Below are 24,828 nucleotides of genomic sequence, written 5' to 3' on the forward strand. Positions count from 1 at the left end.
CCGCCGCGGCGGTCGCCGCGGCCCGCGGGGCGATCGGCGCGCCGTACGCCTGGGGCCAGGCCGGCCCCGGCTCCTTCGACTGCTCCGGTCTCACCTCCTGGGCGTACGGCCGGGCGGGCGTCTCCCTGCCGCGCACCTCGCAGGGGCAGCTGCACGCCGGGCGGCACGTGCCGCTGGAGCGGGCGCTCCCCGGCGACCTGGTCGTCTACCGGTCGGACGCCAGCCATGTGGGGATGTACGTCGGCGGCGGACAGGTGATCCACGCTCCCCGCCCCGGAGCGCGGGTGCGGTACGACCCGGTCGGGATGATGCCGGTCGCCGCCGTGGTCCGCCCCTGACCCCCTCGTTCCGCCCCCGTCCGCTCCCGGCCGGCCGCGCGCCCCGCACCGGGCCCGTACGATCGGCGGTATGACGCGGAGGTGGCGGAGGGCGGCCGTACTGGTGGCCGGGCTGCTGGCGTTCCAGCCGGGCTGCGTGGAACGGGCGGAGGACGGCGCCGCGGAGCGCGGGCTGCTCCAGGCGGTGCTGGACCGCCAGGCCGAGGCGGTGCTCACCGGTGACCGCGAAGCCTACCTGGCCACCGTCGATCCCCGCGCGGACGGCTACCGGGACGCCCGGAGCACGGTGTTCGGCAACCTCGTCCGGCTGCCGGTCGACCACTGGTCCTACCGCGTCACCGCCACCGGCGACGACGCCTTCCCGCTCCCGCCGGACGCGGACGGCGGGGACCGGGGGACGGACATCCGGCGGGTCGCGGTCCGCGCCGAACTGCGCTACCGGATCGAGGGCTACGACCCCGTACCGGTGCGGGACGTGGAGTACCTGACCCTGACCGAGCGGAAGGGCCGCTGGTACGTCTCCTCCGACGGCGGCGGCCGCCGCGGCACCCGGCAGCTGTGGGAGCAGGGGGAGATGACCGTCGTGCGCGGCGGACGGAGCCTGGTGCTGGGGGTCGGCCGTCCGGAGACCGAACTGCGCGCGCTGGCCGACGACGCCGACCGCGCGGTCCCCGGCGCCGACGCCGCCTGGCCGCGTCCCTGGCCGCGCCGGGTGCTGGTCCAGGCCCCCGCCACACTGGAGCGGATGGCCGATCTCCTGGGCGGCCCGCCCTCCTCCTACCGGGGCATCGCAGCCGTCACCACCGGGGAGGCGGGCGGCCGTGGCCGGACGCCCGCGGAGCGGATCGTGGTCAACCCGGAGGCCTACCGGCTGCTGGGCGAGGAGGGGCGGCGGGTCGTCATGACCCATGAGGTCACCCACGTGGCCACCCGCGAGCACACCACCGAGTCCACCCCGCTGTGGCTGTCGGAGGGCTTCGCGGACTGGGCCGCCTACCGGGGGGTGGAGCGCCCGCCCGGGCGGATCGCCCCCGTGCTGACCGAGGCCGTCCGCGACGGCCGGACCCCCCGGAGGCTGCCGACGGACGAGGAGTTCGCCTTCGCCGGGGACGCCGACCGGCTCGCCCGCTCCTACGAGAGCGGCTGGCTGCTGTGCCGGATGGTGGCGCAGAGGTGGGGCGAGGAGAAGCTGGTCGAGCTGTACCTGGCGGCGGGCCGGGCCGGGGGCGGCATGGACCCGGTGGTCCGCGAGGTGCTCGGCACCGGTATGGACGGGCTCACCGCGCGCTGGCGCGAGTACCTGCGGCGGGAGTTGGCCGGGCGCCGCTAGTGCCGCCCTCACGGGCGCCGCGCCGCGGGACCCCTCGCCGCGAGACCTCTTGCCGCGGGCCCGCCCCTCACCGGGGCACCAGCCCGTCCTCCCGCCGCGGCGCTCCGGCCCCCTTCCCGGGCCCGTCCCCGCCGCCGCGCCCGCCCGCCGGCTCCGCGCGGCGCAGGGGCTCGGTCACCGTCGTGCGCCACAGCCGGGCGCAGGAGAGCAGCGCGGCGGTCACCAGCAGCCCGTTGCGCACCACCAGCAGTGTGATGCCCAGGACGTCGCTCGCCACCACGCTGCCGAAGTTGAGGGGGAACTCCAGCAGCGTCACCCCCGTCGCCACGACCACCAGCACGGCGGGCGGCCCCTGCCGCCCGGTGCGCAGCGTCGCCGACACCGCGGCCAGGCCCACCAGCCAGACCATGTACTGCGGGCTGATGACCCGGCTGGTGACGGTGAACAGCAGCACCGCGGCGAACGCGGCGTCCGCCGCGGTGCTCGCCGTCCACTCCACCGCGCGCAGCCGCCACCGCAGCAGCCAGCCGAAGGCGGCGGCGGTGCACAGCAGCGCCGCGGTGCTCACCACGTCCACGTACGGGCCCAGGAACTCCACCGAGCCGTAGTTCAGCAGCACCCGGCCCTCCCAGCCGAAGTGCCGCGCCACGTGGAAGACCAGAGCGCCCACCGACTCGACCTCGGTGCCGCGGTCGCGCTGGTGGGTGAGGAAGTCCAGCGCGCCGGGCATGGCGGCGGCGAACGCGGCGGTCAGCACCAGGGCCGTCGCCGCGGCCGCGCCCCACACGGCACGGGTGACGCGCCCGCGCGGCGTGCCCACCAGCAGCAGCGCGGGCCACACTTTCAGCAGCGCGCCGAAGGCCGCCAGCGCCCCGGCCGTGCGCGGGCTGCGGGACAGCGCCAGCAGCGCGGCGACCGCGACGGCGGTGACCATCAGGTCGTAGCGGGCGTACACCGTCGGGCCCAGCAGCGGCACCCCGGCCACCCACACCCACGCGCCCGCGCGGCCGCGGCCCCCCTCCCGCCCGGCGCCGCGCCGGGAGGCGTACAGCAGCAGCGCGAACGCGGCGGCGTCGGCGGCACAGGCCAGCACGTAGAACGCCGCCGGGTACTCCAGGAAGGGCAGCAGCGCGGGGGAGAGAATCGCCAGCGCCGCGGCGGGCGGGTACTGCCAGGTGACGTCGTCCGGCGGGAAGACACCGGTGCTCAGCACCCGGTACCAGCCCTGGTAGATCACCGACACATCGCTGGTGACGTCCGGTCCCGGCACCGTGATCACCTTGAACACGCACAGGAGCACCACGGTCCGGGTGGCGGCCCAGGCCACGATCAGAAGGCGCATGGACCGACCGTACCGGGTGCCGCCCGGGCCCCCGGGGGCAGCGGGTACTGTCGGCGGCGATGGACAAGACCCTGATCGTCACCAACGACTTCCCGCCCCGGCCCGGCGGCATCCAGGCCTTCCTGCACAGCATGGCGCTGCGGCTGGACCCGGAGCGGGTCGTCGTCTACGCCTCGACCTGGAGGCGCGGCCGGGAGGGCGCCGAGGCCACCGCGCGCTTCGACGCGGAGCAGCCCTTCACCGTCGTCCGCGACTCCACGACCGTGCTGCTGCCGACCCCGCGCGTGACGCGCCGGGCGACCTCGCTCCTGCGCGAACACGGCTGCGCGTCGGTGTGGTTCGGGGCGGCTGCGCCACTGGGGCTGATGGCCCCCGCGCTGCGACGGGCGGGAGCGCGGCGGCTGGTGGCGACCACCCACGGCCACGAGGCCGGCTGGGCCCGGCTGCCCGCGGCCCGGCAGCTGCTGCGGCGTGTCGGCGAGGGCACCGACACCCTCACCTACCTCGGCGAGTACACCCGCTCCCGGATAGCCGCCGCGCTCACCGGGGAGGCGGCCGCGCGGATGGTCCATCTGCCGCCGGGCGTCGACGAGAGGACCTTCCACCCCGGCTCCGGCGGCGACGCGGTGCGGGAGCGGCTGGGCCTGACCGGACGGCCGGTGGTGGTGTGCGTCTCGCGGCTGGTGCCGCGCAAGGGCCAGGACACCCTCATCCGCGCCATGCCGCGGATCCTGGCCGAGGTCCCCGAGGCGGTGCTGCTGGTCGTCGGAGGCGGGCCGTACGAGCGGGCGCTGCGGAGGCTGGCGCGGGAGACCGGGGTGGCCGGCTCGGTGCGCTTCACCGGAGCGGTGCCGTGGGAGGAGCTGCCCGCCCACTACGGCGCGGGCGACGTCTTCGCCATGCCCTGCCGCACCCGCCGCGGCGGGCTCGACGTGGAGGGGCTCGGCATCGTCTACCTGGAGGCGTCGGCCACCGGTCTGCCGGTCGTCGCCGGGGACTCCGGCGGCGCGCCCGACGCCGTGCTGGACGGCGAGACCGGCTGGGTGGTGCGCGGCGGAGCCCCTGGCGGCGAGGCGTCCGCGGAGACGGCCGACCGCATCGTGAACCTGCTCAAGGACCCCGGGCTGCGACGCCGGATGGGCGAGCGCGGCCGGCAGTGGGTCGAGGAGCGCTGGCGCTGGGACCTGCTGGCCGACCGGCTGCGGGCACTGCTCTAGGTGCCGCGTCCGGCGCGCCGCCGCGCGGGCTTTCCGGGCCGGGCGGACCCGCACCGGAAGGGCGGCCCGTGTGCTCTCCCGGCGTGCCCGCGCGCACCGCGCGGTGGACGCCGCATCATGCGTACAGCGCCTCGATCTCCCGCGTGAAGTCCCTGGCGACCACACCGCGCTTGAGCTTCATCGAGGGCGTCAGATGCCCCGACTCCTCGGTGAACTGGGCCGCGAGGAGGCGGAACCTGCGCACCGACTCGGCACGGGAGACGGCCGCGTTGCCGTCGTCCACCGCCCGCTGGACGGCCGCCAGCAGCTCGGGGTCCTCCAGCAGCCGCTCCCTGGACAGGCCGGACTTGCCGTGCTCCTCCGCCCAGCGGGGCAGGAACTCCTCGTCCAGCGTGATCAGCGCGGCGACGAACGGGCGGCCGTCGCCGACCACCATGCACTCGGCGACCAGGGCGTGGGCCCGGATCCGGTCCTCGATGACGGCCGGGGCGACGTTCTTGCCGCCCGCCGTCACCAGGATCTCCTTCTTGCGGCCGGTGATGGTCAGATAGCCGTCCTCGTCGAGGGTGCCGATGTCACCGGTGTGGAACCAGCCGTCCTCCATCGCCTCGGCGGTGGCGGCCTCGTTGTTCCAGTAGCCGCTGAACAGGTGCTCACCGCGCAGCAGCACCTCGCCGTCGTCGCCGATGCGGACCGTCGAGCCCGGCAGCGGCTGTCCGACCGTGCCGACCTTCGGGCGGTCGTAGGGGTTGAAGGCGGTGGGCGCGCAGGACTCGGTCAGCCCGTAGCCCTCCAGCACGGTGAAGCCGATGCCGCGGTAGAAGTGCCCCAGCCGCTCGCCCAGCGCCGCGCCGCCGGAGATGGCGTGGGTGGCCCGGCCGCCGAGGACCGCGCGCAGCTTGCCGTAGACCAGCTTGTCGAAGAGTCTGTGCTTCAGCCTCAGGCCCAGCGAGGGCCCGGAGGCGGTGTCCAGCGCGCGGCTGTAGGCGATCGCGGTGTCGGCGGCCCGGTCGAAGATCCTTCCCTTGCCCTCGGCCCGGGCCTTGGCCCGTGCCGAGTTGTAGACCTTCTCGAACACCCGGGGCACGCCCAGGATCAGCGTCGGGCGGAAGCCGGCCAGGTCGTCGGTGAGCCGCTTGACGTCGGGGCTCAGACCGAGCCGGATCGGCGCCATGACGGCGGCGATCTGCACCATGCGGCCGAAGACGTGGGCGACCGGCAGGAAGAGCAGCACCGAGCCCTCGCCGGGGACGAACAGCGGCTTGAGCCGCTCGACCACGTTGCCGCAGTCGGCGAAGAACGCCCGGTGGGACAGGACGCAGCCCTTGGGGCGGCCGGTGGTACCGGAGGTGTAGACGATGGTGGCCGGGGCGTCGGCGTCGGCGGCGCCGCTGTGCTCGTCCAGGACCGCGTCGGCGACCTGCGTGCCGGAGTCGGCCAGTTTCCGCACCGCGCCGTCGTCGACGGTCCACAGGTTGGCCAGCTCGGGCAGCCGGTCGCGTACGGACTCCACCGCGGCGGCGTGGGCGCCGCTCTCCACGACGCAGCCGACCGCACCGGAGTCGGAGAGGATCCACTGGATCTGCTCCGGCGAACTGGTCTCGTAGATGGGCACGGTCACCGCGCCGGCGCTCCAGACGGCGAAGTCCAGCAGCGTCCACTCGTAGCGGGTGCGCGACATCAGGCCGATCCGGTCGCCGGGACGCACGCCCGCCGCGATCAGGCCCTTGGCGGCGGCCCGCACCTCCGCCAGGAACTCCCGGGCGGTCAGGTCCTCCCAGCCGTCCTCGGCGTCCTTGCGGGCGATGACGGGGAGGTCGGGATGCTGTGCGGCGTTGCGGCGGATGAGATCGGTCAGATTTCCGTCCGCGGGCACCTCGTACAGGGCCGGAAGGCTGAACTCGCGCAAAACTGATGCTCCTCATCGGCGCCGCCGCGGATCCGCGGGGAAACGGACCTCCGCCGGCTCTGGCCCAGGACAGGGGTCTTGGGGGTGGACGGCCACGGACGTTACCCACCGGTACGGGGCTCGGGATAGGGGGTGGCGCCGAGATGTTCGGTGCGTCACACACCACGGGACTGTCCCCAGCAGGGTAGTCCACGCGGCCGGCGGCCACGAGGGAGACGCAGGTCCAGGGGGTGTGCGCGGTCCATCCGCGCGCCGGGGCACGAGCTTCTAGGGTGGTCCCATGCGAGTCCATGTGGTGAGCGACGTACACGGCAACAGCCGGGACCTGGCCACGGCCGGCGAGGGCGCGGACGCGCTGGTCTGCCTGGGCGACCTCGTGCTGTTCATCGACTACGCCGACCACACCCGCGGCATCTTCCCCGACCTCTTCGGCGCGCGGAACACCACCCGGTACGTCGAGCTGCGCACCGCGCGCCGCTTCGAGGAGGCCCACGAGCTGTCGGCCCGGCTCTGGGCCGACGTGGACAGGGCGGGGGCGGTGGAGGCGGCCGTGCGCCGCCAGTACGCCGAACTGTTCGCCGCCTTCCCCGCCCCCACCTACGCCACCTACGGCAACGTGGACATCCCCGGGCTGTGGCCCGAGTACGCCCGGGAGGGCACCACCGTCCTGGACGGACGGACGGCCGACATCGGGGGGCTGCGCTTCGGCTTCGTCGGCGGCGGCCTGCCCAGCCCGATGCGTACGCCCTTCGAGGTCGACGAGGAGACCTACGCGGCCAAGGTCGCCGCCCTCGGCGAGGTCGACGTGCTGTGCTCCCACATCCCGCCCCTGGTGCCCGAGCTGTGCTACGACACCGTCGCCCGCCGCTTCGAGCGCGGCAGCGAGGCGCTGCTGGAGGCCGTCCGCGCGGTGCGGCCCCGGTACGCGCTCTTCGGCCACGTCCATCAGCCCCTGGCGCGGCGCACGCGGATCGGCCGGACCGAGTGCGTGAACGTCGGCCACTTCAACGCCACCGGCAGGCCCTGGGTCCTGGAGTGGTGACGGCGCCGGACGAGCGCGGGCGGGGGACGGGGGCGGGCGGGCCGTCGCGCCCGCGCGGTAGCCTTCCCCCGCAGACGGCGGCGGACCACGAGCCGTTGCGCAGCAACGCGGAGGAGCCACAGGGATGGCCGAGCACACCAGGTCGAGCATCATCGTCGAGGCGGCACCGGCCGAGGTCATGGGGGTGATCGCCGACTTCGGGCGCTACCCGGAGTGGACCGGCGAGGTCAAGGAGGCCGAGGTGCTCTCCACCGACGACCGGGGCCGGGCCGAGCAGGTACGGCTGCTGCTCGACGCCGGGGCCATCCGGGACGAGCACACCCTCGCCTACGAGTGGACCGGGCCCGAGGAGGTCCGCTGGTCCCTGGTGAGATCGCAGATGCTGCGCACCCTGGACGGCGTGTACCGCCTGCGGGCCCTCGACGGCGGCAGCCGCACCGAGGTGACCTACCAGCTCACCGTGGACGTGAAGATCCCCATGCTCGGCATGATCAAGCGCAAGGCCGAGAAGGTCATCATCGACCGTGCTCTGGACGGGCTGAAGAAGCGCGTCGAGGGCGGAGCCAGGCCCTGAGCGCGCAGGGCGCCCCGCCGCGCACGGTCCTGGTCACCGGTGGTGGGGGCAGCGGCCGCACCACGGTCGCGGCCGCCACCGCGCTGGCGGCCGCCCGAAGCGGCCGGCGCACGCTGCTGCTCAGCGCCGAGGGCCCGGCCCTGCCGGAGACACTGTTCGGCACAGGCGGTACCGGCGGTGCGGACGGCACGGGCGGCGCGGAGGCGCCCCGAGAGGTCGCCCCCGGCCTGTTCCTGTCCCGTCTCGACTCCGGCGCCGACTTCCGGGCCCGCGCCGTCGCCCTCCAGGAACGCGCCCGCTCCGCCCTGGACCTGCTGGGCGCCGAACCGCTGGACGAGGACGAGCTGGCCGAGCCGCCGGGGGCCGACGCCTTCGCCCTGCTGCGCGCGCTGCGCGCCGCGCACGACCCGGACGCGCACGACCGCGCGGGGAACGGCCCGTACGACCTGGTCGTGGCCGACATGCCGCCGACCGGGCGGGCCGTGCGCACCCTGGCGCTGCCCGAGCACACCCGGCACTGGCTGCGGCGGCTGCTGCCGCCGGAACGGCAGGCCGCCCGCGCGCTGCGTCCGGTCCTGGCCCAGCTCGCGGGGGTGCCGGTGCCCGCCCGCTCGCTCTACGAGGCCGCCGGCCGGCTGGACCGCGAACTCGCCGCCGCGCAGGCGGTGGTCGAGTCACCCGGGACGACCGTGCGGCTGGTCCTCGAGCCCGGCCCCGCCGCCGTCCGCGCGCTGCGCGCCGCCCGGGCCGGACTCGCGCTGCACGGCCTGGCGCCGGACGCCGTGATCGCCAACCGGCTGCTGCCCACCGCCTCGCCCGATCCCTGGCTGGCGGGCCTGGCGTCCCGCCAGCAGGAGGCGCTCAAGGAACTCCTGGACGACTGCCCGGCCGACTCGGCGGCCGTGTGCGAGCTGCCGCACCTGGGCCGGGAGCCGCAGGGCCCGGCCGACCTCGGCGAACTGGCGGAGCGGATCCCCCTGCCCGGCCCCCCGCCCGGAGCCGCCCCGGAGGGGGACCGGGCCGAGGGGCCGTGGACGGTGGAGGACCGGATCGCGGACGAGGGCGTTCTGCTGTGGCGGCTGCCGCTGCCCGGCGCCGACCGCGAGACGCTGTCCCTGGTGCGCCGCGGCGACGAGGCCGTGGTCACCACCGGGCCGTTCCGCAGGGTTCTGCCGCTGCCCGCCGCGCTGTGCCGCTGCGCGGTGGCGGGGGCCCGGCTGGCCGGCGGCGAGCTGACGGTGCGCTTCGAGCCCGAGCCCGGACTGTGGCCGGTGCGGGACTGAGCAAGCGCGTTCGGCGCCCCGGACGCGGCCGGGGCGTTCGGGTAACGTCGAAGGGGAGGGCCCGCCCGCCGGGCGCCCCTCACCGCCCGCCGCGGACGACCGCGGCCCCCGTCGCAGCCACGCCCCAGGAGCCCGCCATGAGCGATGCCACCGAGCGCCCGTCCCACGCAGCCCCCGGCGCCGATTCCGATGCCTGGGCCTCCGCCTGCGAGGAGGACCTCGCCGCCGAGCGCGAGCGCCGCCGCGAGCGGTACGGGACCCCGCCGGGGAGCGCCGCCGAGGAGCTGCTGAAGCTGGCCGAGGCGGTCACGGGGAAGCTCGCCGAGATCGGGGGACCGCTGGCCGGGCCCGCGGCCCGGGGCGCGGTGCGGCAGTTCGCCCACTTCGCGGACCGTGCCAGAGCGGCGGTCGAGCCCGTCGTCGAACGCAACCCGGAGGTCTTCGACCACCTCGCGGCCGCGGGCGGCGAGTTGCTGGCCGCCTACCGCGCCGCGGTGGCGGACCAGGAGGGGCGCTGGACCCGCGGGGAGGCGGGCGGCGCCGCCCCGGAGGACGGCGGTGGCCGGACCGGGCGGGAGGAGGACCGCGGCGCGGCCGGGAACGGGAAGAGCGGGAAGGACGGCAGGGGTGGCGAGGGGGAGGGCCCCGCCGGATCCCAGCGGATCGAACTCGACTGATCTCCGCTCCGGTGCCCGCCCCGGCCGGCGCCCGGCCGGAACACCCCGGACGGCCGGGCCGGAAGCCGTCGGCCGGCGTTCGGGCACCGTTCAGACCTTGTACGGATCGGGTTGGGTTTCGCAGTCGGTCCGTTCAAGCCTCCGCCCTCCGGTACGGTTGTGCACAGCGGGGATCGACCGAGTAACTGAGGGATACATGGGACTCACCATCGGCGTCGACATCGGCGGTACGAAGATCGCGGCCGGCGTGGTCGACGAGGAGGGCGCGATCCTCGAGACCAGCACGGTGCCCACCCCGCCCACCGCCGAGGGCGTCATCGACGCCATCGCGGAGGCGGTCCGCACCGTCAGCACCGGGCACGAGATCGAGGCGGTAGGCATCGGCGCCGCCGGCTACGTCGACGACAAGCGGGCCACCGTCCTGTTCGCCCCCAACATCAAGTGGCGCAGCGAGCCGCTCAAGGACAAGGTCGAGCAGCGCGTGGGCCTCCCGGTCGTCGTCGAGAACGACGCCAACGCGGCCGCCTGGGGCGAGTACCGCTTCGGCGCCGGCCAGGGCCACGACGACGTCGTGTGCATCACGCTCGGCACCGGGCTGGGCGGCGGCATCATCATCGGCGGGAAGCTCCACCGCGGACGGTTCGGCGTCGCCGCGGAGTTCGGCCACGTCCGGGTCGTCCCCGACGGCCTGCTGTGCGGCTGCGGCAGCCAGGGCTGCTGGGAGCAGTACGCCTCGGGCCGCGCCCTGGTCCGCTACGCCCGCCAGCGCGCCAACGCCACCCCCGAGAACGCGGAGATCCTGCTCGCCCTCGGCGACGGGACCCCCGAGGGCATCGAAGGCCGGCACATCAGCCAGGCCGCCCGGCAGGGCTGCCCGGTGGCGGTCGACTCCTTCCGCGAGCTGGCCCGCTGGGCCGGCGCGGGGCTGGCCGACCTGGCCTCGCTCTTCGACCCCTCCGCGTTCATCGTCGGCGGTGGCGTCTCGGACGAGGGTGATCTGGTCCTCGAACCGATCCGCAAGTCCTTCCGCCGCTGGCTGGTGGGCGGCCAGTGGCGCCCGCACGCCCAGGTGCTCGCCGCTCAGCTCGGCGGCAGGGCCGGGCTGGTGGGCGCGGCCGACCTGGCCCGCCAGGGCTGACGGCGCGGGTGAACGAGGCCGCCGGGAACGGACCCGGGCGCACGGCGCCCGGGGACCTGCCCGCGTCCCGCGCCGAACCCGGCGGTTCGGCCGTCGTCCGGCTGCTGAGCTACAACATCCGCTCCATGCGCGACGACACGGACGCGCTGGCCCGGGTCGTCCGGGCCTGCGCGCCCGACGTGCTCTGCGTCCAGGAGGCGCCCCGCTTCTTCCGCTGGCGCAAGTACGCGGCCCGCCTCGCCCGGGAGACGGGTCTGGTGTACGTCACGGGCGGGGCGACCGCCACCGGACCGATGATCCTGTCCTCGCTGCGCGCCCATGTGGAGCGCGGCGAGGACGTGCTGCTGCCGCGCACTCCCGGCCTGCACCGCCGCGGCCTGGCCACGGCGGTGCTGCGCTTCGGTCCCTCCGCCCGGCTGGCGGTGGTCTGCTGCCACCTCAGCCTGGCCGAGAGGGAGCGGTACGCCCAGGCCGGGATGGCCTTGGACCACCTCGCGGGCATGGGGGTGGAGGCCGGGGTGGTGGCCGGCGACCTCAACGACGAACCGGACGGCCGGGCCTTCCGCCGCCTGGCCGCCGGCCTCCAGGACGGCTGGGCCGCCGGAGCGTGGGGCGGCGAACTCACCTCGACCGCGGCCGAGCCCCGCAAGCGCATCGACGCCGTGCTGGCCACCGGGGCGGTTGAGGTGCTGGGCTGCGGGGTGCCCGCCGGCCTCCCGGGCGTCGCCGACGCGGATCTGCGGGCGGCCACCGACCACCTGCCGGTCCTGGCCGCCCTGCGGGTGCCCGCCGCCGCGTAGCCCGGACGCTCCCACCGGTCCGGCCGGGCCCTCAGACCACCGCGCCGCGCCCCGGATCCTCGAAGTCGTCGTCCTCGTCGCGCATCCGTGTCACCAGCGCGGCGAAACCGCCCAGGAACCCGCCGATGCCCAGGGTGGCGATCCACCATGTCACCGGCTGCTGGAACAGGATGGTCAGCATCAGCAGCAGCGGGCCGCCCAGAACCGCCAGCCAGGCGAAGCGGCTCGCCGGGTCGCCCTTGGGCAGCGGCGGGGGCTCGGGCGGCACGAAGTGGCCCTCATCGTCCTCGCCGAGGTCTTCCTCGGACGGCTCGGCCGGGCTCCAGTCGCGCGGTCCGGAACCGGCCGCGTACACGGTGAAGCCGCGCACCGGGGGGGCGCCGGCCTCCGGCCCGGAGCGCCCGCCGCCCCCCTCCCCGGACCCGGTCTCCTCGTCGGGCCGGATCTCCCCGCCGGCCCCGGCCTTCTCGCCGGGACCGCCGGTTCCGCCGCCGGGCCGCTCCTCTGCCGGAGGGCCCGCGGGCTCCTTCCCGTAGGCGGCCACGATCTGGGCCCAGGCGGCCTCCTCGTCCAGGGGCTCCGGGCCCTCGCCGCGGCCTTGCTCACGCTCCGTCACGTTCCGTCTTCCTCGCTGTGAGGCGGGTGATGAATCCGTAGGAGTCCGCGAAGATCCGCTCCGCGTCGTGGTCCAGCGTGGCCACGTGCAGGCTCCGCTCCAGCACCGTCTCGGTGACGTCGCGCGAGGAGACCCGCTCCAGGATCAGCGCCGAGTCCGAGGGAGGGACGACGTGGTCCACGCGGCTGTGCAGGAGCAGCAGCGGCCGGGTGACCCGGGGCAGCTCCCCGCGCACCGTCCGCAGCAGGTCGTACAGGGAGTGGGCGGCGTGCAGCGGCACCCGGTCGTAGCCGACCTCCACCGCGCCCTCCTTGGCGATGTCCCCGGTGACGCCCCGGGTGGAGGGGATCAGATGGCGCAGGACGGGCAGCGCGTATCCCTGGATCCGCGGGAGGGTGGCCGCCGGGTTGACCGCCACGACCCCGCTGACCGCGTCGCCGTGCAGGGCGGCCAGTCGCAGCGCGAGCGCACCGCCCATCGACAGACCGCAGACGAAGACCTGCTCGCAGCGCTCGCGCAGCCGGCGCAGTTCGAGCTCGACGGTCGCGTACCAGTCCTGCCAGCCGGTGACCGCCAGGTCCTGTTGGCGCGTGCCGTGGCCGGGCAGCAGCGGCAGCGAGACGGTCAGGTCCCTGTCGGCCAGATAGCGGGCCCAGGGGCGCATCGACTGCGGACAGCCGGTGAAACCATGGCACAGCAGGACGCCGACCTCGCCGCCGTCGTGGTGCAGCGGTTCGGCACCGGGGAGCAGGGGCACCGTGGATCTCCGTTCGGTGGTCGACTCGGTGGGGCGCCCGGCACGGACGGGCGGGGTGCTGCCACCCTACGCGTGCGGGCGGTGACCGGGTAGGCCGGACGGCCCGCGCGGGAGCGGAACGGGGAGGGCGCCGGTGCCGGCGGGATATGGTCTTACCGGCAGACACAGGAGGTTCCTCGGTTGTTGTACGGCGTCATGAAGCTCTCCCTCGGGAACGGGCTCAGGCTCGCGTTCCGTCCCTGGGTGGAGGGCCTTGAGAACATTCCGGCCGAGGGGCCGGCCATCCTCGCGAGCAACCACCTGTCGTTCTCCGACTCCTTCTTCCTGCCCGCGGTCCTGGACCGCAAGGTCACCTTCATCGCCAAGGCGGAGTACTTCACCACCCCGGGCGTCAAGGGCCGGCTGACGGCGGCGTTCTTCAAGGGCATCGGCCAGCTCCCGGTGGACCGTTCGGGCGGGCGGGGCGCGGGCGAGGCCGCGATCCGCAGCGGTATCCAGGTACTGGAGCGCGGCGAGCTGTTCGGCATCTACCCCGAGGGGACCCGCTCCCCGGACGGCCGCCTCTACCGCGGCAAACCGGGCGGACTGGCCCGGGTGGCGCTGGCCACGGGCGCGCCGGTCGTCCCCGTCGCGATGATCGACACGGAGAAGATCCAGCCGCCGGGCAAGGTCGTCCCGAAGCTGATGCGCCCCGGCATCCGGATCGGCGGGCCCCTGGACTTCAGCCGCTACCAGGGCATGGACGGCGACCGCTTCGTCCTGCGGTCGATCACCGACGAGGTCATGTACGAGATCATGAAGCTGTCCGGCCAGGAGTACGTCGACATGTACGCCACGGCGGCCAAGCGGCAGATCGCGGAGCGGGAGAAGGCCGAGAAGGCGGAGAAGGCCGGCCGCGCCGCGCGCCCCAGGACCGGGGAGGCCGCCGGGGACGGCGGGGGCGGCGACAGAGCGGCCTAGTGCCGCCGGGGGAGGTACGGGGGTGGCGATGGACGCGGGGATGTCGGTCGAGCAGCCGTTGTGGAGGGCGCTGACGGCCTACCGGGTGCTCACCGCGGGGTACGCGCTGGCGCTGTACGTCCACGCGTACGGCGAGTACGTCCATCCGCTGGGCGCGGGCGCCTACCTCGTCTTCCTGGCGGTGTGGACGCTGGCGACCGTGCGCAGGGTCTCCTCGGCCGAGCGCTGCACCCCGCCCTTCCTGGCGGTGGAGCTGGCCATCGCGCTCACCGGCGTCCTGCTGACACCGGTGGTGGACACCCAGGCGCGCATCGACGCCGGCGGCCCCACCCTGCCCTCGATATGGACGGCCGGCGCGGTGCTCGGCTTCGCGATCAAGAAGGGCTGGCGCCGGGCCGCGGGGGCCTCGCTGCTGGTCGGCGCCGCGAACGTGGCCGCGGCGGGCGGCTTCGCGCAGGACACCGTGCACAACGTGCTGCTGGTGTGTATCGCGAGCATCGCCATCGGCTACGTCGTCGAGGTGGCCCGTGCCAGCGAGCGCACGCTGGCGCGCGCGCTCCGGATCGAGGCCGCCACCCGCGAGCGGGAGCGACTGGCCCGGGACATCCACGACAGCGTGCTGCAGGTGCTGGCCATGGTGCAGCGCCGCGGCACCGCCATCGGCGGCGAGGCGGCCGAGCTGGGGCGGCTGGCGGGCGAGCAGGAGGCGGCGCTGCGCACGCTGGTCTCCAGCGGTGTGGTGCCCGGGGCCGCCGCGCCCCGCGCCGCCGGGGGTCTCGGCCCGGTTTCCCGGGCCGCCGTACCGCCGCAGCGCGGCGGCGCGGAGGACCCGGCCGGCGGGAAGGTCTGCGATGTGCGCGCGCTGCTGTCCGCGTACGCCGGGAGCAGGGTCTCCTTCGCCGAACCCGGCGCCCCGGTACCGCTGCCGGCGGCGGCCGCCCGGGAACTGGCCGCGGCGGTCGGCGCGGCCCTGGACAATGTGCGCACACACGCACGGGGACCGTCGGGTGAGGAGGCGCAGGCGTGGATCCTGCTGGAGGACGAGCCGGACGCCGTGGTGGTGACCGTCCGGGACGACGGGCCCGGCATCCCGCCGGGGCGGCTGGAGGACGCGGAGGCCGAGGGCCGCATGGGCGTGGCGCTCTCCATCCGCGGCCGGCTGCGGGACCTGGGCGGCGGCGCGGAGCTGCTGTCGGTGCCGGGCCAGGGAACGGAAGTCGAGTTGAGGGTGCCGAAGGATGACCAGGACGACCAGCGCAACCAGTGAGACCGGCGGACGCGGCGGAGCCGTGCGGGTGATGGTCGTCGACGACCACCCGATGTGGCGGGACGCGGTCGCCCGCGACCTGGCCGAGGCGGGCTTCGACGTGGTGGCCACCGCCGGGGACGGGCCCCAGGCGGTGCGGCGGGCACGGGCCGCCGAGCCGGACGTCCTCGTCCTGGACCTCAACCTGCCCGGACTGCCGGGCGTCGAGGTGTGCCGCCGGCTCGTCGGCTCCGGACCGGCCGGCGAACCCGCCGGCCCCCGGGTGCTGGTGCTCTCCGCGAGCGGCGAGCACGCGGACGTGCTGGAGGCGGTGAAGTCCGGCGCGACGGGCTATCTGGTGAAGTCGGCGAGTACGCGGGAGCTGCTGGAGGCCGTGCGCCGCACCGCGGAGGGGGACCCGGTGTTCACGCCGGGGCTGGCCGGGCTGGTGCTCGGCGAGTACCGGCGGCTGGCCGGCGACCCCGCGCCGCGCGGACGCGACGAACCCGGCGCGCCCCGGCTGACCGAGCGGGAGACCGAGGTGCTGCGACTGGTCGCCAAAGGGCTGTCGTACAAGCAGATCGCCGAGCGACTGGTCATCTCCCACCGCACCGTGCAGAACCATGTGCAGAACACCCTGGGCAAGCTCCAGCTCCACAACCGGGTGGAGTTGGTGCGCTACGCGATCGAGCGCGGGCTGGACGACGACTGAGCCCTGCCGCGCCCGTCGCCCGTTCCGGCGCTTCGCCGCACCCGCCGCCCGTACCCCCGCTAGCGTGTCCGGGGCGGCCGGCCGGTGGTTCCGCCGGATCGGGGGAACCCTCCGGAGGAGGCCGGAAACGGGAAACCGGGCGGAGAAGGGAGACTCATGCGGGTCGGAGTGCTGACCGGCGGCAGCGACTGCCCCGGACTCAACGCGGTGCTGCGCGCGATCGTCCGCAAGGGGGTGCAGGAGTACGGCGACGAGTTCACCGGGTTCCGCGACGGCTGGCGCGGTGTGCTGCGGGACGAGACCGTGCCGCTCGACATCCGGGCCGTGCGCGGCACCCTGCCGCGCGGCGGCACCATCCTCGGCTCCTCGCGCACCAACCCCCTGGCGGAGGACGACGGGGCCGACAGGGTGCTGGGCACCCTGGCCCGGCACCGGCTGGACGCCCTGATCGTGGTCGGCGGGACCGCCACGCTCGGCGCCGCGGCCCGGCTGGCCGAGGACCACGGCGTCCCCCTGGTGGGCGTGCCCAAGACCATCGACAACGACATCCCCCTCACCGACTACACCGTCGGCTTCGACACCGCCGTCGGCGTCGCCACCCAGGCCATCGACCGGCTGCACACCACCGCCGAGTCCCACAAGCGGGTGCTGGTGGTCGAGGTGATGGGGCGCAGCGCCGGGTGGATCGCCCTCCACTCGGGCCTGGCGGGCGGGGCCAACTGCATCCTCATCCCCGAGCAGCCCTTCGGCGTGGAGCAGGTCTGCGAGTGGGTCGAGTCCCGGTTCCGGGCCACCTACGCCCCGATCGTCGTCATCGCCGACAGCGCCCTGCCCGAGTCGGGCGAGATCACCCTGCACCGCGGCACCACACCGCTGCCGGGCACGGATCCCCGCGCCCGGCTCTCCGGGGTGGGCGAGTGGCTGGGCAGGGAGATCGAGCGGCGCACCGGCAAGGAGTCCCGCACCACCGTGCTCGGCCATCTCCAGCGCGGCGGCGCCCCCAGCCCGTTCGACCGCTGGCTGGCCACCCGCTTCGGCCTGCACGCGATCGACGCGGTGCACCGGGGCGACTGGGGCTCGATGACGGCGCTGCGGGGCACCGGGATCACCCGCGTACGGCTGGCGGAGGCGGCCTCCACGCTGAAGACGGTCGATCCGTCGCTGTACGAGGAGGCCGGTGTCTTCTTCGGCTGACCCCTGACCCCTGACCCCTGACCCCTGGCCCCTGACCCCTGACCGCGGCCCGGCCGGCTCGCCGGGCCGCGGTCCCCTCAGACCAGGACGGCGGCCAGCAGATCGGCCGTGATCCGCGCCCCCTCCAGTGTCAGCACCGACTCGGGGTGGAACTGCACCCCGGCGAAGTGCGGCCCGCGCAGCGCGTGGACGTCCCCGCGTGCCGGGTCGCGGCTCAGCTCCACTCCCTCCGCGGCCAGCTCCCGCTCCCGCGCCGCGTCGCAGCGGGCGGTGTAGGAGTTGTAGAAACCGACGGTCCGTTCCGTGCCGAACAGGTCGATCCGCTCCTGCGCGCCCTGGTACGGCTCGTCCCTGCGGACCAGTTCCAGGCCCAGCGCGGCGGCGATCAGCTCGTGCCCCAGGCAGACCCCCAGCAGCCCGTGCCGGTGGCCGTGGAGCAGCTCGGCGGCGAGCGGGCGCAGCACCCGCGTCCTCGGGTCGGCGGCGTCGCGGGGGTCGCCGGGGCCGGGGCCGAGCACCACCGGGCCAGGGTGGGCGAGCGCCGCCTCGCGCAGCCCCGGCTCGTCGTACCGCCGCACCGCCACCTCCAGCCCGGTGGAGCGCAGCAGATGGGCCAGCATCGCGGTGAAGGAGTCCTCGCCGTCCACCACCAGGGCCCGGCCGCGCGCCGTGCCGCGTCCGGCGCCGGGGAAGGGCGTCCGCATCCGCAGCCAGAACGGGGCCAGGTCCGCGCGCCGGGCGTCGAGCGCGGCACGCACCCGCGGGTCGTCCGCCAGGCGAGGCCGTACGGCCTGCCCGGCCCGCTCGGCCCGCTCGGCCTGCCCGGCAGGGGAGGCCGGTCCGGTCCGCACGCCCAGCGCGGCCAGCACCCCGGCCGCCTTGGCGTGGGTCTCGGCCACCTCGCCCGCCGGATCCGAGGCGCGCACCAGCGTGGCGCCCACCGGGACCCGCACCTCGCCGGTGGCCGCGTCGATGTCGGCGGTGCGGATCAGGATGGGGGAGTCCATCGTCCGCGCGCCGCCGCCGTCCCGGCCGATCAGCGCCAGCGCGCCCGCGTAGTAGCCGCGCCCGCCCTCCTCGTGGCGCCGGATCACCCGGCAGGCGTTCTCCACCGGGCTGCCGGTGACGGTCGCGGCGAACATCGTCTCGCGCAGCACCTCGCGGACGTCCCGGGTGCTGCGGCCGCGCAGCTCGTACTCGGTGTGCGCCAGATGGGCCATCTCCCGCAGCCGCGGCCCGATCACCACCCCGCCCATGTCGCCGACGGCGCACATCATCTTCAGCTCCTCGTCGACCACCATCGACAGCTCCTCGGTCTCCTTGCGGTCGCCGAGGAAGTCCAGCAGCCCCTCCGCGGACGGGCCGCCGGCCGGATAGCGGTAGGTACCGCTGATCGGGTTCATCACCACCGTCCCGCCGCTCATCCGGACATGGGCCTCGGGGCTGGCCCCCACCAGGGTGCGCTCGCCGGTGTGCACGGCGTACGTCCAGTACGCGCCGCGCTCGCCGGTCAGCAGCCGCCGGAACAGCGCCAGCGCGTCGGCCCTGCCGTAGCCCTCGATCACGCCCCGGTAGGTGCGGCGGACGACGAAGTTGGCGCCCTCGCCGGCGCCGATCTCGTCCTCGACCACCCGGCGCACGATCTCCTCGTACGCGCCGTCGCTCACATCGAAGCCCCCGCCGGTGACGCGGACCGCGTGGCGGGGCAGAGCGGCCGTCAGCGCGTCCAGGGGCACCTCGTGGATCTCCTCGGGGACGAGCACCGACAGCGGCGTGCCGTCGTCGGTCGCCTCGAAGCCGCGTTCGCGGATCTGCCGGAACGGCACCAGGGCGAGGGCGCCCGGCCCGTCGACGGGGATGTCGGCCAGCCGCTCCACCTCGCCGACCGGACCGAGCAGCACCTCGACGGTGCGCCCGTCCCGGCCCGGCGTGCGGCGCAGAAGCAGGGCGAAGGGCGGGCAGTCGCCGGCCAGCAGACGCCCCACCAGGGCGCTCGCGGCGGCGACGGGGTCAGGGGCGCCGGAGACGCCGGGGGCGTTCGTACGGTCTCTCACAGCGGTTTCGTTCCTTCCGGTCGGGGAGGGAACGGCCCGCGCGCCGACTGCCGGCGAAAACGGCGAAGGCCGCCCCCTCGGGCGGCCTTCGCGTCGTACGGGTCAGTGCGCGCGTCGGCGGGCCGCCGAAGAGGCGGGCCACCACCAGGCTGCGGCCGTCACGGCCGGCACTGTCGTCTGCGCGGACATGCCCCGCACCCTATCCCCGGCCCCGCCCGTTCCCGCAGTCTCCGTCTCACCCATCGGTCAGGCACGGGGAGCCGCGGACCCCACCCCGTAACCTGGACGCGTGACCGTGAACGCCAAACCCGACGCCGGTGCCCGCACCTGGCGAGACCTACCCGCGGCGCAGCAGCCCGACTGGCCGGACTCCGAGGCTCTGCGCGATGTGATCGCCGAGCTCGAGTCCTATCCGCCGCTCGTCTTCGCGGGCGAGTGCGACCAGCTGCGTGCCCGCCTGGCGTCCGTGGCCAAGGGCGAGGCGTTCCTGCTCCAGGGAGGCGACTGCGCCGAGGCCTTCGACGCCGTCTCCGCCGAGCAGATCAGGAACAAGCTCAAGACGCTGCTCCAGATGGGGGCCGTGCTCACCTACGCCGGGTCCGTCCCGGTGGTGAAGGTGGGCCGGATCGCCGGGCAGTACAGCAAGCCGCGCTCGAAGCCGACCGAGACCCGCGACGGGGTGACCCTGCCCTCCTACCGGGGTGACTCCGTCAACGGCTTCGAGTTCACCCCCGAGGCCCGCACCCCGGACCCGCAGCGGCTCAAGCGGATGTACCACGCGTCCTCGGCGACGCTGAACCTGGTGCGCGCCTTCACCACCGGCGGCTACGCGGACCTGCGCCAGGTGCACGCCTGGAACCAGGACTTCGTGAAGAACTCCCCCTCGGGCCAGCGCTACGAGGCGCTGGCCCGGGAGATCGACCGGGCGCTGAACTTCATGAACGCCTGCGGGGTGGACCCGGAGGAGTTCAAGACGGTGGAGTTCTACGCCTCGCACGAGGCGCTGGTCCTCGACTACGAGTCGGCGCTGACCCGGGTGGACTCCCGCACGGGGAACCTGTACGACGTCTCGGGCCACATGGTGTGGATCGGCGAGCGGACCCGCCAGCTGGACGGCGCGCACATCGAGTTCGCCTCCCGCGTCCGCAACCCGATCGGGGTCAAGCTCGGGCCCACCACCACACCCGAGGACGCCCTGACGCTGATCGACCGGCTGGACCCGGACCGCGAGCCGGGCCGGCTGACCTTCATCACCCGGATGGGGGCCGACAAGATCCGCGACAGGCTCCCCACCCTGGTGGAGAAGGTCACGGCCTCCGGCGCGCGGCCGGTGTGGGTGTGCGACCCGATGCACGGCAACACCTTCGAGGCGGCCAGCGGGCACAAGACGCGGCGCTTCGACGACGTGCTGGACGAGGTCAAGGGCTTCTTCGAGGTCCACAAGAGCCTGGGCACCCACCCGGGCGGCATCCACGTGGAGCTGACCGGCGACGACGTCACCGAGTGCGTGGGCGGCGGCGACGAGATCTTCGTCGACGACCTGCACCAGCGCTACGAGACCGCCTGCGACCCGCGGCTGAACCGCAGCCAGTCGCTGGACCTGGCGTTCCTGGTGGCGGAGATGTACCGCGACCAGTGACCGGCGCGCGCCCCGGCGCACCGGCACACAGCGGCGGGGGGGGGGGGGGGGGGGGGGGGGGGGGGGGGGCGGCGGGGGCGGGGCGGGGGGGGGGGCGGCCGGCGGCGGCGCGGGCGCGGGGCCGCGGGGGGCGCGGCCCCGCCCCCCCCCCCCCCCCCCCGCCGTCGCGTCGGCGGCCCGCCCTCCGCACGGACCGCAGTGCCGGGCGCGGTCACGGGCACGCCCGGCGGTCTGTCACCATGGAGGCATGGTTCAGCCGGAAAGCCGTGAAGGGGAGCGTCCGGAGCTTCCGCCGGGGCAGCGGCTCCAGCGCGGCTGGCCGGTGACCCACTACGGCCCGGTGCCCAGGTTCCGGCCCGAGCGCTGGGAGTTCCGGGTCTTCGGGGCCACCGCCGACGCGGGGACGCACCGCTGGAAGCACGAGGAGTTCTCGGCCCTGCCCCACGAGACCGTGGTCGCCGACCTGCACTGCGTCACCCGGTTCAGCATGCTGGGCGTCGAGTGGGGCGGGGTGCGCACCCGCACGCTCCTCGAACTCGTGCCGCCCGCGCCGGAGGTCACCCATGTGATGGTGTGGGCCGAGTACGGCTACAGCGCCAACCTGCGGCTGGAGGACTTCACCGCAGGCCACACGCTCTTCGCCACCCACCGCGCCGGCGAGCCGCTCACGGCCGAGCACGGCTTCCCGGCGCGGCTGGTCGTACCCCACCTGTACGCCTGGAAGGGGCCCAAGTGGGTGCGGGGCGTGGAGTACATGACCACCGACCGCCGGGGCTTCTGGGAGGAGCGCGGCTACCACAACATCGGCGACCCCTGGAGCGAGCAGCGCTACTCGTACCAGGAGGACCCGGGCGACGGCCCCGGGCTGTGGCCGGCCGATGAGGCCCGCGGGCCGCGTCTCAGCCCCTGAGCCCCTTCAGCCGGGCCACGTCCGCCGCGTGCCCCTCCCTGCCGCCCGGCGTCTCGATGACCAGGGGCACGCCTTCGGTCGCCGGATGGCGCAGCAGCTCGCGGAACGGCCCGGCGCCGATGTGGCCCGCGCCGATGTTCGCGTGGCGGTCCCTGCGGGCCCCGGCCACGTCCTTGGAGTCGTTGGCGTGGACCAGCCGCAGCCGCCCCTCGCCGGCCACCGCCACCACCTCGTCCAGCAGCGCCTTCATGCCGCCCTCGGCCGCCATGTCGTGCCCGGCGGCGAAGGCGTGGCAGGTGTCCAGGCAGACCCCGAGCCGGGGGTGGCGCTCCAGGGCGTCGAGGTAGGGACCCAGGTCCGCGGCCCGCGCGCACAGGGAGGCGCCCTGGCCGGCCGTCGGCTCCAGCAGCAGCCACGGGTCCGGTGACCCCTCGCCGGGGTCCAGTTCCTCCAGCAGCGGCAGCATCCGCTCGCGCACCTGGGCCAGCGCCGTGGCGCGGTCGCGTCCGCCGGTGGCCGAGCCGGTGTGGACGACCACGCCCAGGGCGCCGATGTGCCGGGCGCGCCGCAGCGAGTGGCGCAGGGAGGCCACGGACAGCTCGGCCGTGGCCTCGGTGTGCGAGCCGAAGTTGATCAGGTAGGGCGCGTGGACGTAGGCCGCGATCCCCTCGTCCGCGCAGGCCGTGCGGAAGGCCTCGTCCTGCCTCGGGTCGCCCGCCGGGGTGGCCCAGCCGCGCGGGTTGGCGACGAAGACCTGCACGGCCTCGGCGCCGATCTCGCGGGCGTACGCCAGACCCCTGGCGGCGAGCCCGCCGGCGACGGCGACATGGCTGCCGACGGGGTTGCGGGCGCGGCGGGACCCGGGGGCGGCCCTGCCCGCTTCCGCGGAGGAGGGGGGAGGGGCGTCGTGCGGGGAGGGTGCGGTGCTCACACATCGAGGGTGCCAGGCTCCCGTGGTGAGCGGGCCGCCGGGCCGTGCGGAGGGTGTTCCCGGCCGGTCAGTAGGCCGAGTCGACGTTGTCCATGGAGCCGTACCGGTCGGCGGCGTAGTTGCACGCGGCGACGATGTTGGCCACCGGGTCGTACAGGTCGTACTTGGTGCCCTTGACGTGGTAGGCGTCGAAGGTGGGCTGGATCACCTGGAGCAGCCCCTTGGAGGGTATGCCGTTGCGGGCGTTGATGTCCCAGTCGTTGATGGCCCGCGGGTCACCGCTGGACTCGCGCATGATGTTGCGGTGGATGCCCTCGTAGGTGCCGGGGATGCCCTCGCGCTCCATGACGGCCAGGGCCTCGCGGATCCAGCCGTCGAGGTTGTCCGGGTAGGAGGCGGCCGCCTGCCGCCCGCGCTCGTACGCCCGCTCCAGGCTCTTCCCGTCGCGCTCGCCCCAGTTGCCGCCGCTGCCCCAGCCGCCGCGGTCCTGCGAGCGGTCGGCGGCCTTCTCGCGGCCGGAGCCGCGGTCGGCGGCGGCCTCGCGCTCGGCCTTCTCCGCGGCGTTCTGGGCCTCGCGCTCCTTCTCGGCGGCGGCCTCGCGGGCGTCGGCCTGGGCCTGCTGGTAGGAGCCGGAGAACTGCGCCCGCAGGCCGCCCTGTCCGGCGGCGACGTCCTCGGCCTGCGCGGCCGGCTCCACCGGGAGCGAGACCGGCGCGGCAGCGGGCTTCCCCTCGGCCGAGGGGGCGGCCTGCTCGGCGCCCGCCGGAGCGAGGCCGAGCGCCAGGGTGGCGGCGCCGGTGGCCGCGACGACGCCGGCGGCGGAGAACTTGTGGGCGCCGGTCATACGGGCGGTGCCGGGCACGCGGAACTGGTCGAGAACGCGGAACACAGACATGGGGGAGGAGAACCTCTTCCGATCGCTTGCGTCGCGGAGCCGGATCAGCCGGGCCGGCCATGGGGCCGAGCGGGGTCGCGCCGGGTTCCTCTCCTCGGCGCTGGCGACTGTTGCATTGTTAGCGGCCGGAACTTACGGGGACAAAAGTGTGACCTACTACCCGGATTCGTGGACATCCGGCGAAAAGGACTTCAGGAGGCGTCCCGGGGCCGCTCGGGGCCGCCCGGACGGCCACGATGTCCACTACGCGGCTTCGTAGGTGATCTGGATCCTATGGGACGGTTCACAACGGCTGCCCGTTCGAGCGGCCCCGGTGACCGCGCCGTGACACACGGGTCGGCCCGAGGGGGCGGGAACGCAGCGGTCAGCGCACCCAGACGGTGATCCGCGAGCCGCGCGGGGCCCGCTCGCCCGCCGCGACGGACTGGTCGAAGACGGTGCCGGTGAAGAAGACCCTGCGCACCTTCACCTCGAAGCCCGCCTCCTCCAGAGCCTGCCGGGCCTCGTCCTCCCCCAGCCCCTCCACATCCGGGACCTCGACCATCTCCGGCCCCCTGGAGACGGTCAGCGTCACGGTGTCGCCCTCGGCGGCGACCGCCCCCTCGCGAGGCGACTGCCGGGCGACCGTGCCCTCGTCCTCCTCGGAGAAGACCCGCTCCGGAGCCGTGCGCACCTTCAGCCCGGCCTCCTCCAGACGCTGCCGGGCCGTGCCCCCGTCCTCGCCCACGACGCCGGGGACCTCCACCCGCGCGCCCTTGGAGACCACGAGCGCCACGGCCGTGCCCGGACGGCGTACGCTGCCCGCCCCGGGCTCGGTGCGGGCCACCGAGCCGCGCTCCACCTTCCCCGAGAACTCCCTGGTCACCATGCCGGGCTCCAGTCCGGCGGCCTCGATCCTCCGGCGCGCCTCGCCCGGGGTGTCGCCCGTGACGTCGGGGACCTCGACCCGCTCCGGACCCTGGGAGACGGTGAGGGTCACCGTGCCGTTGCCGCGGATGCGCTCACCGCGTCCGGGATCGGTGCCGATGACATGGCCCCGCTCCACGGTGTCGCTGTAGTCCCGGACGATCCGCCACTCCAGCCCGGCCTCCTCGACCGTCCGCTTGGCCCGGGCCTCGGTCATGTCGAGCACCCCGGGGGTCCTGGTGAACTGCCCGGAGCTGATGTACCACAGGCCCAGCGCCACACCGAGGACCAGCAGGGCGGCGGTGACCAGCGCCGGCACCGAGCGCGTGGGCCCGCGGCCGGCCCCCCGGCCCCGGCG

At 75.3% G+C, this 24,828-nt stretch carries 23 protein-coding genes; 15 read left to right on the top strand and 8 right to left on the bottom strand.

Translation table 11 applies throughout. The features are described 5' to 3' along the window. The coding region (locus tag AC2CJA_RS08235; RefSeq protein ID WP_484602012.1) for a C40 family peptidase at positions 1-338 on the top strand (338 nt) is incomplete at its 5' end. Between the two features lie 70 nt (positions 339-408). Beyond that, positions 409-1,668, top strand: a complete 1,260-nt coding sequence (locus AC2CJA_RS08240) for a hypothetical protein (protein ID WP_484602013.1) — start codon at positions 409-411, stop codon at positions 1,666-1,668. A gap of 67 nt (positions 1,669-1,735) precedes the next feature. Here AC2CJA_RS08240 and AC2CJA_RS08245 read toward each other — a convergent pair whose 3' ends face one another. After that, a complete protein-coding gene (locus AC2CJA_RS08245) occupies positions 1,736-3,010 on the bottom strand; it encodes a glycosyltransferase 87 family protein (protein WP_484602014.1) in 1,275 nt (424 codons plus the stop codon). A gap of 59 nt (positions 3,011-3,069) precedes the next feature. On the opposite strand from AC2CJA_RS08245, the gene AC2CJA_RS08250 reads away from it, so the two are divergent. Continuing rightward, positions 3,070-4,227, top strand: coding sequence for a glycosyltransferase family 4 protein (locus AC2CJA_RS08250; RefSeq protein ID WP_484602015.1), 1,158 nt, complete (start codon positions 3,070-3,072; stop codon positions 4,225-4,227). A gap of 115 nt (positions 4,228-4,342) precedes the next feature. Here AC2CJA_RS08250 and AC2CJA_RS08255 read toward each other — a convergent pair whose 3' ends face one another. After that, positions 4,343-6,136 (bottom strand): AMP-dependent synthetase/ligase, encoded by a 1,794-nt coding sequence (locus AC2CJA_RS08255; RefSeq protein ID WP_484602016.1) that lies wholly within the window; start codon positions 6,134-6,136, stop codon positions 4,343-4,345. 280 nt (positions 6,137-6,416) lie between these two features. Here AC2CJA_RS08255 and AC2CJA_RS08260 point away from each other — a divergent pair, with 280 nt between their 5' ends. From AC2CJA_RS08260 to AC2CJA_RS08285, 6 genes are all read left to right on the top strand, one after another. Next, entirely contained in the window at positions 6,417-7,178 is a 762-nt protein-coding gene (locus tag AC2CJA_RS08260) for a metallophosphoesterase family protein (protein WP_484602017.1), read from the top strand. A gap of 124 nt (positions 7,179-7,302) precedes the next feature. Next, positions 7,303-7,752, top strand: a complete 450-nt coding sequence (locus AC2CJA_RS08265; protein WP_484602018.1) for an SRPBCC family protein — start codon at positions 7,303-7,305, stop codon at positions 7,750-7,752. 29 nt (positions 7,753-7,781) lie between these two features. Further along, complete coding sequence (locus AC2CJA_RS08270) at positions 7,782-9,035, top strand: ArsA family ATPase (protein WP_484602032.1); 1,254 nt, start codon at positions 7,782-7,784, stop codon at positions 9,033-9,035. Positions 9,036-9,172: 137 nt separating this feature from the next. After that, positions 9,173-9,712, top strand: coding sequence for a DUF5304 family protein (locus AC2CJA_RS08275; protein ID WP_484602019.1), 540 nt, complete (start codon positions 9,173-9,175; stop codon positions 9,710-9,712). A 196-nt stretch (positions 9,713-9,908) separates the two neighbouring features. Beyond that, positions 9,909-10,850 (top strand): ROK family glucokinase, encoded by a 942-nt coding sequence (locus AC2CJA_RS08280; protein ID WP_484602020.1) that lies wholly within the window; start codon positions 9,909-9,911, stop codon positions 10,848-10,850. A gap of 8 nt (positions 10,851-10,858) precedes the next feature. Further along, complete coding sequence (locus AC2CJA_RS08285) at positions 10,859-11,650, top strand: endonuclease/exonuclease/phosphatase family protein (protein WP_484602021.1); 792 nt, start codon at positions 10,859-10,861, stop codon at positions 11,648-11,650. A gap of 31 nt (positions 11,651-11,681) precedes the next feature. Here AC2CJA_RS08285 and AC2CJA_RS08290 read toward each other — a convergent pair whose 3' ends face one another. Together AC2CJA_RS08290 and AC2CJA_RS08295 are read right to left on the bottom strand one after the other, a co-directional pair. Then, entirely contained in the window at positions 11,682-12,266 is a 585-nt protein-coding gene (locus AC2CJA_RS08290; RefSeq protein WP_484602022.1) for a hypothetical protein, read from the bottom strand. After that, a complete protein-coding gene (locus AC2CJA_RS08295) occupies positions 12,253-13,023 on the bottom strand; it encodes an alpha/beta hydrolase (RefSeq protein WP_484602023.1) in 771 nt (256 codons plus the stop codon). Before AC2CJA_RS08295 ends, AC2CJA_RS08290 begins: the two co-directional genes overlap by 14 nt. A 195-nt stretch (positions 13,024-13,218) precedes the next feature. On the opposite strand from AC2CJA_RS08295, the gene AC2CJA_RS08300 reads away from it, so the two are divergent. The 4 genes from AC2CJA_RS08300 to AC2CJA_RS08315 all read left to right on the top strand — a co-directional run bounded on the left by AC2CJA_RS08300 (position 13,219) and on the right by AC2CJA_RS08315 (position 17,135). Further along, entirely contained in the window at positions 13,219-13,983 is a 765-nt protein-coding gene (locus AC2CJA_RS08300; protein WP_484602024.1) for a lysophospholipid acyltransferase family protein, read from the top strand. 28 nt (positions 13,984-14,011) lie between these two features. After that, a complete protein-coding gene (macS, locus tag AC2CJA_RS08305) occupies positions 14,012-15,250 on the top strand; it encodes a MacS family sensor histidine kinase (protein ID WP_484602033.1) in 1,239 nt (412 codons plus the stop codon). Continuing rightward, a complete protein-coding gene (locus AC2CJA_RS08310; RefSeq protein WP_484602025.1) occupies positions 15,222-15,941 on the top strand; it encodes a response regulator in 720 nt (239 codons plus the stop codon). The genes macS and AC2CJA_RS08310 overlap by 29 nt, the downstream gene beginning before the upstream one ends. A 156-nt stretch (positions 15,942-16,097) precedes the next feature. Next, positions 16,098-17,135 carry a 6-phosphofructokinase gene (locus AC2CJA_RS08315; protein ID WP_484602026.1) on the top strand — a complete coding sequence of 346 codons (1,038 nt, stop codon included), beginning with the start codon at positions 16,098-16,100 and terminating at the stop codon, positions 17,133-17,135. Positions 17,136-17,212: 77 nt separating this feature from the next. On the opposite strand, the gene AC2CJA_RS08320 is transcribed toward AC2CJA_RS08315, so the two are convergent. Next, the gene (locus AC2CJA_RS08320; protein WP_484602034.1) at positions 17,213-19,120 is read right to left on the bottom strand and encodes an anthranilate synthase family protein; all 1,908 of its coding nucleotides are present in this window, start codon (positions 19,118-19,120) and stop codon (positions 17,213-17,215) included. A gap of 358 nt (positions 19,121-19,478) precedes the next feature. On the opposite strand from AC2CJA_RS08320, the gene AC2CJA_RS08325 reads away from it, so the two are divergent. After that, on the top strand, positions 19,479-20,828 hold the full coding sequence (locus tag AC2CJA_RS08325; RefSeq protein WP_484602027.1) for a class II 3-deoxy-7-phosphoheptulonate synthase: 1,350 nt from the start codon (positions 19,479-19,481) through the stop codon (positions 20,826-20,828). Between the two features lie 247 nt (positions 20,829-21,075). Then, positions 21,076-21,738, top strand: coding sequence for a sulfite oxidase-like oxidoreductase (locus tag AC2CJA_RS08330; protein ID WP_484602028.1), 663 nt, complete (start codon positions 21,076-21,078; stop codon positions 21,736-21,738). Here the strand turns inward: AC2CJA_RS08330 and AC2CJA_RS08335 are convergent. From AC2CJA_RS08335 to AC2CJA_RS08345, 3 genes are all read right to left on the bottom strand, one after another. Next, complete coding sequence (locus AC2CJA_RS08335) at positions 21,728-22,669, bottom strand: deoxyribonuclease IV (RefSeq protein WP_484602029.1); 942 nt, start codon at positions 22,667-22,669, stop codon at positions 21,728-21,730. The genes AC2CJA_RS08330 and AC2CJA_RS08335 overlap by 11 nt on opposite strands. Before the next feature lie 67 nt (positions 22,670-22,736). Then, complete coding sequence (locus tag AC2CJA_RS08340; RefSeq protein WP_484602030.1) at positions 22,737-23,564, bottom strand: transglycosylase SLT domain-containing protein; 828 nt, start codon at positions 23,562-23,564, stop codon at positions 22,737-22,739. 364 nt (positions 23,565-23,928) lie between these two features. Further along, positions 23,929-24,828, bottom strand: a 900-nt coding sequence (locus AC2CJA_RS08345; protein ID WP_484602031.1) for a Stk1 family PASTA domain-containing Ser/Thr kinase, incomplete at its 5' end; no start/stop codon positions are given.

The organism is Streptomyces sp. ATLC9, from assembly GCF_057196705.1.